Origin of the sequence: Micromonospora sp. C81 (assembly GCF_018070425.1) — a bacterium.
GTDB lineage: Bacteria > Actinomycetota > Actinomycetes > Mycobacteriales > Micromonosporaceae > Micromonospora > Micromonospora zamorensis.
In genome coordinates this window covers 32,171-40,661 of record NZ_JAGPXS010000032.1, presented here as the reverse complement: position 1 = coordinate 40,661, position 8,491 = coordinate 32,171, and the positions used below count along the sequence as shown (strand labels likewise).

The window sequence follows — 8,491 nt, the reverse complement described above, 5'->3', positions numbered from 1 at the left end:
CCCCCACCCCCACCCCACCCCCGGCCGGCCCCGGCCCCGGCCCCGGCCCCGGCCTCCCCCGGTGATCAAGAGGTTTGCGTCATTTCGGGGCCCGTTCCTGACGCGAACCTCTTGATCGTCGGTGGCGGCTTGGGGGATCGGCGCAGGGCGCGGCGGCCGTAGTCGACGGCCACGGCTATGACGAGGGGACCCCAGGCGACCAACGGGGCGTAGTAGCGCAGCACCTCCCAGCCCGGAGCCGGATGTGCCGGTTCGTCGCGCCCTATCCCCACCCAGCCGCGGTCCACGACATGGAACATGCTGTTCAGCAACAGATACAGGCAGATGGCGACGAGCAGCGAGCCGCCGATCAGCGCGACGAGCACGACCGGGCGGGCCGGGATCGAACGCCTCCCGAGCAGCGGCACCCAGTGCGGCACCTGTTGCCCCCAGCGGTACACCAGCCCGAGTGTCGACAGGGCCAACCCCATCGACAGGACGGACAGGAAGACCATGTACCAGGTGGTGGCCGAATCGTCGGTGAACACGAGGGACAGTCGCCAGATCGCCGACGGCAGGACGCAGAGCGGGACGGCGTAGGCGGCAAGGACCGCCCAGGGTGAGGGGGCGGCAGCCCATTCAGGGCCAGGGTCAGCGTGTTTCATGAGCGCTCCGATCGTCGAAGGTCGAGGTCGTCGAGGCGTGGGCCATGGTTGGTCCGGCCGGCGGCTCACACCGAACGGCGGGCCATCGCACCGACGACGCAGGCCGCCGCCCACCGTCTGGTCGGGTCGGCCGCCCCGGCGGTCGGCACTCCGTGCTCGTGGCCGTACCGGTCCCCGCGAAAACCGAAACCTGACGACCAGCCACTGACATCCATGAACCGATGATCGGTGGCGATGGACGCGCTCCTCTTCCCCGGCGGAGGTGAATGCGCTCCCGCAGCCGGGGGATGAACCATGGCGCTGGAGCCGAAACCCGCTGGCGGTTCGTCCGCGCAACGATGAGCATCAGGGGGTGGACCAGCACACGAGCGAGATCGTCGACTACTACACCCTGCGCTACCGCGAGGACCAGCGGCTGTCCGCCCGCCCGCAGGCACGACTGGAGTGGACCCGCACGATGCAGCTCCTGCGGGACCTCCTGCCCGGCCCGGGTGCCCGTGTCCTCGACATCGGTGGGGGCACCGGCGAGTACGCGAGGGCCCTCACCGTCGACGGCTACGAGGTCCGCCTCGTCGACCTCGTGCCGAGCCACGTGGAGCAGGCGCGCAGTGGGCAGCCTCCCGTCGAGGCGCGGGTCGCCGACGCGCGTGCGCTCCCCGACGCCGACGGCGGGTACGACGTGGCGCTGCTCCTGGGGCCCCTCTACCACCTGGTGCGCCGCGCCGACCGGCTACGGGCGCTGCGGGAGGCCGTCCGGGTCACGCGTCCCGGTGGTCACGTCGTGGCCGCTGTCATCTCCCGGTTCGCCGGCCCGCTGGACTTCGCCGCCACCGGACGCCTCGACGAGCGACTGCTCGACGAGGCCAGGGCCCTGCTGACCGACGGCACCAACGATCCACGGATCGGCTTCACCCATGCCTACTTCCACCGGGTCGAGGAGATCACCGACGAGTGCGCGGCGGCGGGGCTGACCGATGTCGTCGTACACGGGGTGGAGGGCCCGGCGTGGCCCGCGGCGGAGGCGGCGGCCGGCGGGCCGGCACAGGACGCGGTCTTCGCCGCGGCGTTGGATCTCGCCCGGCTCTACAGCACCGAGCCGACGCTGCTCGGATCGAGCGCGCACCTCCTGGCCGCCGGACGCGTCCCACCGCGCTGACGGCGGCCAAGCCGTCAGGCAGCCAAGCCGTCAGGCAGCCAAGCCGTCAGGCAGCCAAGCCCTCAAGCCTTCAGGCCGTCAGGCGGCGGATGAGTTTGCGCATGCCGGCCTGCCAACCGTCCGGGTCCTCGGCGCGGCGGCGGGCGTAGTCGGCGACCTCCGGGTGCGGCAGGATCAGGAAACGTTCCTCGGCCAACCCGGCGATGGCCGCGTCGGCGACCTGGTCCGGGGTGAGCACCGCACCGGACGCGGCGATCACCCGGGCGCCGAGGTGGCCCTCGACGATCCCTCCGGCGAGCATCGGGGTGTCCACGCCCTGCGGGCAGAGCGCGCTGACCCGGATGCCGCGGTCCCGGTAGGTGATGGCCAGCCACTCCGCGAACCCCACCGAGGCGTGCTTCGTCGCGGTGTACGCGGCGTCGCCCACCGCCGTCAGCACGCCCGCCGCCGAGCAGGTGTGCATCAGATGCCCGCCACCCCGGGCGAGCATCCCGGGCAGCACCGCACGGGCCGAGTAGACGTGGGCGAGCACGTTGACCCGCCACGCCCGGTCCCAGCCTGCGTCGTCGACCTCCACTCCCCCGCCGGTGGTCACCCCCGCGTTGGCGCAGAACAGGTCGATCCGGCCGTAGCGCTCCTCGGTGTCGGCGACCAGCTCGCGTACCTGTTCCTCGTCGGTGACGTCGAGGGCGATGGGATGCGCGATCGGGCCGATGGCCTCAGCCACCGCGTCCGCCGCGTCGGCGTCCAGGTCGGCGACCACCACGGCGGCGGCCCCCTCCGCGGCGAAGCGGCGCGACAGCGCGGCCCCGATGCCGCCGGCGCCGCCGGTGACCACCACGATCCGGTCGGTGAGGTTCACGCGGACGCTCCTACGGGGTCGGTGCCCAGCTGGGCGATGAGGGTGGTCAGCGCGCTCGCGCCGCCGGCGGTCACCTCGGGGGTGGGCAGCAGCGCGAAGATCGGTACGTCCACGCCCGCGTCGGCGTAGCGGCGCACCTGGGCGCGGCAGCGCTCCGGCGAGCCGTGCAGCACCAGGGCGTCGACCACGTCGTCCGGCACCGCCGCGCTGGCGCCACGCCGGTCACCGGCGGCCCAGGCCTCCCACATCGGCGCGAGCGCCTCGTCGCGGCCGAGCCAGCGGTGGAACTCGGCGTACGCGGGAACGGTGAGATAGCTGGTGATCAGCCGGCGGCCCAGCGCGCGGGCGTACGTGGCGTCCTCGGTGGGGCAGACGAAGATCCGGGCCGCGACCTCGAAGCCGGGGCGCCGCTCGCCCAGCTCGGCGAGGGCACGCGGCACGTCGTCGGCGCTGAGCCAGTTGAGGATGACCCCGTCGGCCTCCGCGCCGGCCAGCCGCAGCATCCCCGGGCGCAGCGCGGCGAGCAGGATCGGCGGCGGCACGGCAGGCGGTCGTTCCAGCGTGAACCGGCGCACGGTGAACGTCTCGTAGACCTCGTCGACGGTCTCGCCGCGCAGCGCGGCGCGCAGGAAACGCAGAACGTCGCGGGTGCGCCGGAACGGCTCGTCGAACCGCACCGCGTTCCAGTCCCGTACGAGCACCGGCGAGGACGCGCCGATGCCGAGCGAGAACCGACCCGGCGCGGCCTCGGCCAACGCCGCCGCGCTCATCGCCAGCAGCCCGGGGCCCCGGGTGAAGACCGGCGTGATGGCGGTGCCGAGCCGCAGCCGAGGTTGCCAGGCGGCTGCGAGGGCAAGCGGGGTGAACGCGTCGGCCCCGGCGACCTCGGACGACCAGACGTCGGTGAACCCGGCCCGGTCGAGCGTCGCGTAGACCGCAGCGTGGTCGGCCAGCGGAATGCCGCCCAGCGGCACCGTCATGCCCCATCGATTCGTCACCGGTCGATCGTGCCTGTTGACGGGGCACGCGAGCAAGATCCCCGTACTGGGCAGAATCGCCGGTTCCCGGCCGTGCCCACTGCCGATGGTGCTACGACTTCGAGGTGGACCGAACCAACGGCGCAGGCCGCTGACCATGGGTTCCAGGGCAGCGGGACGCCTGGAGCCGGTCCCTGCGGCGACCAATCCCGGCCGGGCCACCTTCCTGGAACTCTTCTTCGACCTGGTGTACGTCTTCGCACTCACCCGGATCTCGGCACGCGCGTTCGAGGACCTGACCCAGGATCCGGGTCGGGAGCACGGCTGGGGCACGGTCACCGGCGGCGGCAAGACACTGCTGTTGCTTCTCGCGCTCTGGGCGGTCTGGCAGGGCACCGCGTGGACGACCAGCCGCTACGACCCGTACAAGGTGCCCCTGCAGACCGTGGTGATCACCGCGTTGGTGTGCAGCATGGTGATGGGGGTGGCGATTCCCCGGGCGTTCAGCGAGACGGCGCTGATGTTCGCGGTGGCGTACGTGATCGCGCAGGTGACCCGGCCGTTGATCCTGTCGATCGCGTTGGGAGCGCACCCGTACCGCCGCTTGAAGGTGCGCATGGCGGTCGTGTTCGCGTTCAGCGGGGTGTTCTGGATCGGTGGTGCGATGTTGACCACCAACGCGCAGGTGGTGCTCTGGTCGGCGGCGCTCGTCATCGAGTACGTGGCCGCCCGCTGTGGCTGGCCGGTGCCGGGGCTGGGCCGCTCGACGGTCTCCAAGTGGGAGATCGCCGGGGAGCACCTGGCCGAGCGGTACCAGCAGTTCTTCCTCGTCGCGCTGGGCGAGACCATCCTGGTGGCGGGTTTCGCGTACAGCGCGGGGTCGTACGAGGCGGGACACGTGTGGGCGTTCGCACTGGCGCTGGCGACCTCGATCCTGCTGTGGCGGATCTACGTCCAGCGGGCGGGGCGGATCCTGGGCGAGGCGGTGGTGAAGTCCCGGCACCCCGCCAACATCGGCCGCTCGGCGGCCGACACCCACCTGGTGATGGTGATCGGTCTGGCCGCCACCGCGATCGGCTACGAGCTGATCATCGAGCATCCGTTGGAGCGGATCCCGGGAGCGTGGCTGGCCATGGTGCTCGGTGGGCCGGCGCTGTTCCTGGCCGGCCGGGCCCGCCTGGAGTACGAGGTGTTCGGGCGGGTCTCCCCGTCCCGGTGGATCGCCCTCACCGTGCTGGTGGCGGCGTCGGTGCCTCTGCTGCACCTGCCCGGTGTGATCGCCACGGCGGTCGGGGTGGTGGTGTTGGCGACGGTTGCGGTGATCGACGCCCGCCGGGCACGAGGCGCCCCGCCGGAGGCCGCCGCACCACCGTTCTGACCCATCGACACACGGGGATGTCAGGCCGCCGAGGCCGGATAGTCTCGGCGGGTGACCTTCTCGCTCGTCGCCCGTTCCGCCGACGGCCGCCTGCACGGCGTCGCCGTCGCCAGCAAGTTCCTCGCCGCCGGGGCGCTGGTGCCGGCCGCCGCCGCCGAGGTGGGCGCACTGGCCACCCAGGCGCACGTCAACCTGGCGTACCGCCCGCAGGGCCTCACCCTGCTGCGTACCGGTGTGGCCGCCGCCGACGTGGTGGCCGGGCTGGTCGCGGCCGACCCGGAGCGGGAGCACCGCCAGCTCGGCGTCGTGGGGGCCAGCGGTGCGGGCGCGAGTTGGACCGGGCCGGCCTGCCATCCGTGGGCCGGCGGGCGCACCGGCGACGGCTGGGCCGCGCAGGGCAACGTGCTCACCGGCCCGGAGGTCGTCGACGCGCTCGGCGACGCCTGGCTCGCCGGGTCGACGCTGCCGTTCGCCGAGCGGTTGGTGGCCGCGTTGCGGGCCGGCGACCAGGCCGGCGGCGACCGGCGGGGCAGGCAGAGCGCCGGTCTGCTGGTGGTCGAGCGAGGCGGCGGGTACGGCGGCACCAGCGACGTGGTGGTCGACCTTCGCGTGGACGACCACCCTGATCCGGTCGCCGAGCTGGGTCGACTGCTCGCCGTGCACACCATGCTGTTCAGCCGTCCGGACCCGGCCACCCTGCTCGACCTCAGCGGCGCGGTGGCCGAGGAGGTGGCGGCGTTGCTCACGGCGCTGGGCCACCCGGTGACCGACGACGGGACGGAGGCGGCGTTGATCTCCTGGGCGGGGCTGGAGAACCTGGAGGAGCGGCTGGTGCCGGGGCGGATCGACCCGGTCGTCCTGACGCACCTGCGCGGCGTCGCCCCGCACGTCCCCGCGCCCCGCTCCGCGAGCTGACCGGGTCAGCGACCGAAGGCGAGCCAGCGGAAGCCTGCCGCGTCGACCGCGGCCCGTTCCGGTGCGGTCAGCGCCACCCGGCCGGTGGTCTTGCGGATCAGGGTCAACCGGTCCCAACCCAGTTCGGCCGGCACCGGGCGTCCGCCGGTGAGCAGGTCGGCGATCACCGCGGCTGCTGGTGGGGTGAGCCACGGCGGCCGGCCCAGCGCCGCGGCCAGGTCCAGACCGTGCACGCCCACCTCGACGACCCGGGTCCGTAGGAACTCGGTGAGGCGCATCGCGTCGCCGTGGCGGGTTCGCACCACCCGGTCGGGCGGTGCGGCGGCGACCGCCGCGTCGGCGGCACGCCAGGCTCGGTCGAACGCGCTCGCCAGCCCCGCGCGGTCCACCTGCGCGGCGTCGCGCCGCCCGCCGTCGATCCGGTCGGCGTCCACCTGCGGGGTGAACTTCGCCCCACCGAAGTAGCCGGCGGCGTCCACCTCGGCGCGCGACGGGGCCGGTGCGGCGAGCATGCCGGTCAGCCGGCCGACGCCGGTGTGTACGTGCGCGATCAGTTCCCGGACGGTCCACGGCGGGCAGTCGGTGGGACGGTCGAGGTCGGCGTCGACCAGCTCGGCCAGGATCTCGGTGAGCCGCGCGCACTCGGCGGAGAACGCCGCGCGAACCGGGTCCACCGGCCGGCTCAGCCCTTGACCCGAGGCACCAGCCGGTGCACGACGGTGAGCGCCAGCGCCATCACCACCGCCATCGTGCCGGCAATCCCGGCCGCGCTGCCCGCGTACCCGATGAACAATGGGCGCCGGCTCAGCTCGTCCGGCCCGGTGTCCCGCAGCTCGATCAGCCAGGCCAGGGCCAGCCCACAGGCGACCAGGGCGAGCACACCGCCCACCCCGAGCACCAGCGCGGCGACCCGGTGCGCGTCGCCGGGCGCGACCTCGGCCTGCTCCCGCTGGAAGACGAGCAGGACCAGCCCGGCCAGGGCCGCCCAGACACCCACCACGAGGTACGCGGCGACGGCGTCGCTGGGCCGGTGCCAACCGGCGGAGAGGGTGGCGACCCCGGCGATGGCGGCGTAGCCGGCAGCGATGAAGGCGCCGACCGCTCGCACCTTGCGGGGCAGGACGAGCATCAGCGCGATCGCTACCGAGGCGGCCACAGTGGTGTGCCCGCTGGGCAGGCTGTTGCCCACCGCGGCGCGCTCTGGGTCGAGGCCGAAGTCGGGCCGGCTCAGCCCGTGCTTCAGCAGTTGGGTCGAGACGTTCGCCCCGGCGATCAGCAGGGTCGCGGTGATGGCGAGGGCGATCCGCCCCCGGATCAGCGCGATGAACCCGATCATCGCGGTGGCGGCGACCAGGGAGACCACCGACATCGCGTTGAGGATCCGGTTGACGGGTCCGTCGATGGTGTCCTGCCCGATCCGGTTGCCGGTCAGCGCGACAGTGTCCACCCACTGACCGATCTCGGTGTGCACGGCCACCCGCCAGACGGCGAGGAAGGCGGCCGCCTGGACGAGGGCCAGTACGACCAACCAGACCGCGGTCCAACCCCGTGCCGTCGCGCGCATCCGCACACCGTAGCGGCCGGTCGTGGCCGACCGACCGGTGGCCCGCCGACCGCCGCCGGTTAGGTTGTGCCTGAGACGAGGAGGCGGTGGTGGGCGGTGCACCGGAGGGCGACAGCGGGCGGGCCGTACCCGGCCCGGACCAGCGGACGGATGCCGACCCGGGGCCGGCCCGGCCGGAGTCGCTGACGGATCTGCTGGGCGGGCGACGCGGCGCCATCGACGCCACGCTCCCACCGCTGGCGTTCGCGGTGGGCTGGCTGCTGGGTGGCGAGTCGCTGTGGGGTGGGGTCGGCGCGGCGCTCGCCGTGGGCGCGGTGGTGGCCGGCGTACGGCTGCGTCGCGGTGACCGCCCGCGCTCGGTGCTGATCGGGTTGCTGGCGGTCTGTGTCGCGGCGTTGATCGCGGTGCGCACCGGCCGGGCCGAGAACTTCTTCCTTCTCCAGGTGCTCTCCAACGCCGCCAGCGCGTTGGCGTGGGCGGTCAGCATCGTGGTGCGCTGGCCGCTGCTCGGTGTGCTGGTCGGGGCGGTGCTGGGCCAGCGCGCCCGGTGGCGGCGGGACCCGGCGCTGCTGCGCGGGTACGGCCGGGCCAGTTGGGTGTGGACGGCGACCTACGTGTTGCGGGTCGCGGTGTTCGTGCCGCTCTACCTGGGCGGGCAGGTGCTCGCGCTGGTGGTGACCCGCGTGGCCCTGACCTGGCCGCTGGTCGCCGCGGCGCTGGCGTTGAGCTGGGTGGTGCTGCGGCGGTCGTTGCCGGCCGGGCACCCGGGTCTGCGTCATCCGGTCACCGTGGACCCGGTCGCACCGCCCCGCTGACCCGAAGGGGATCGGTTGGCGACGGTCCGGAGTGGGCGGTGGCGGGGCAATAAAGTGGAGAGGCCGCCACGGGGGGAGCGGCCTCTCCGGTGACGTACGTTACTCCGTCGTGTGCTTCGGCGTGATCCCGTGACGGCCCGAATTTCTGGGCTTTTTCGCGGCTGGCTCCAGTCCGGGCGG

Annotated in this window: 10 protein-coding genes; 4 read left to right on the top strand and 6 right to left on the bottom strand. The window is 73.6% G+C overall.

Annotated features, from left to right (window positions below; genetic code table 11):
* Positions 1-65 precede the first annotated feature (65 nt).
* Both KBX46_RS31460 and KBX46_RS31455 read right to left on the bottom strand, forming a co-directional pair.
* Positions 66-527 carry a hypothetical protein gene (locus tag KBX46_RS31460; RefSeq protein ID WP_210795654.1) on the bottom strand — a complete coding sequence of 154 codons (462 nt, stop codon included), beginning with the start codon at positions 525-527 and terminating at the stop codon, positions 66-68.
* A 182-nt stretch (positions 528-709) separates the two neighbouring features.
* Complete coding sequence (locus KBX46_RS31455) at positions 710-859, bottom strand: hypothetical protein (protein WP_210795652.1); 150 nt, start codon at positions 857-859, stop codon at positions 710-712.
* Between the two features lie 137 nt (positions 860-996).
* Here KBX46_RS31455 and KBX46_RS31450 point away from each other — a divergent pair, with 137 nt between their 5' ends.
* Positions 997-1,800 carry a class I SAM-dependent methyltransferase gene (locus tag KBX46_RS31450; RefSeq protein WP_210795650.1) on the top strand — a complete coding sequence of 268 codons (804 nt, stop codon included), beginning with the start codon at positions 997-999 and terminating at the stop codon, positions 1,798-1,800.
* A 70-nt stretch (positions 1,801-1,870) separates the two neighbouring features.
* On the opposite strand, the gene KBX46_RS31445 is transcribed toward KBX46_RS31450, so the two are convergent.
* Both KBX46_RS31445 and KBX46_RS31440 read right to left on the bottom strand, forming a co-directional pair.
* Entirely contained in the window at positions 1,871-2,662 is a 792-nt protein-coding gene (locus KBX46_RS31445; protein WP_099855557.1) for an SDR family oxidoreductase, read from the bottom strand.
* Complete coding sequence (locus tag KBX46_RS31440) at positions 2,659-3,642, bottom strand: LLM class F420-dependent oxidoreductase (protein ID WP_088949105.1); 984 nt, start codon at positions 3,640-3,642, stop codon at positions 2,659-2,661. Before KBX46_RS31440 ends, KBX46_RS31445 begins: the two co-directional genes overlap by 4 nt.
* Positions 3,643-3,796: 154 nt before the next feature.
* Here KBX46_RS31440 and KBX46_RS31435 point away from each other — a divergent pair, with 154 nt between their 5' ends.
* Entirely contained in the window at positions 3,797-5,017 is a 1,221-nt protein-coding gene (locus KBX46_RS31435) for a low temperature requirement protein A (RefSeq protein ID WP_210795648.1), read from the top strand.
* Positions 5,018-5,068: 51 nt separating this feature from the next.
* Entirely contained in the window at positions 5,069-5,932 is an 864-nt protein-coding gene (locus KBX46_RS31430; protein WP_210795647.1) for a DUF1028 domain-containing protein, read from the top strand.
* Between the two features lie 5 nt (positions 5,933-5,937).
* On the opposite strand, the gene KBX46_RS31425 is transcribed toward KBX46_RS31430, so the two are convergent.
* Complete coding sequence (locus tag KBX46_RS31425; protein ID WP_308159755.1) at positions 5,938-6,606, bottom strand: maleylpyruvate isomerase N-terminal domain-containing protein; 669 nt, start codon at positions 6,604-6,606, stop codon at positions 5,938-5,940.
* An 8-nt stretch (positions 6,607-6,614) separates the two neighbouring features.
* Positions 6,615-7,502 (bottom strand): phosphatase PAP2 family protein, encoded by an 888-nt coding sequence (locus KBX46_RS31420; protein ID WP_210795645.1) that lies wholly within the window; start codon positions 7,500-7,502, stop codon positions 6,615-6,617.
* Between the two features lie 185 nt (positions 7,503-7,687).
* Here KBX46_RS31420 and KBX46_RS31415 point away from each other — a divergent pair, with 185 nt between their 5' ends.
* Positions 7,688-8,311, top strand: a complete 624-nt coding sequence (locus KBX46_RS31415; RefSeq protein ID WP_374223705.1) for a DUF3159 domain-containing protein — start codon at positions 7,688-7,690, stop codon at positions 8,309-8,311.
* The last annotated feature ends 180 nt before the right edge of the window (positions 8,312-8,491 follow it).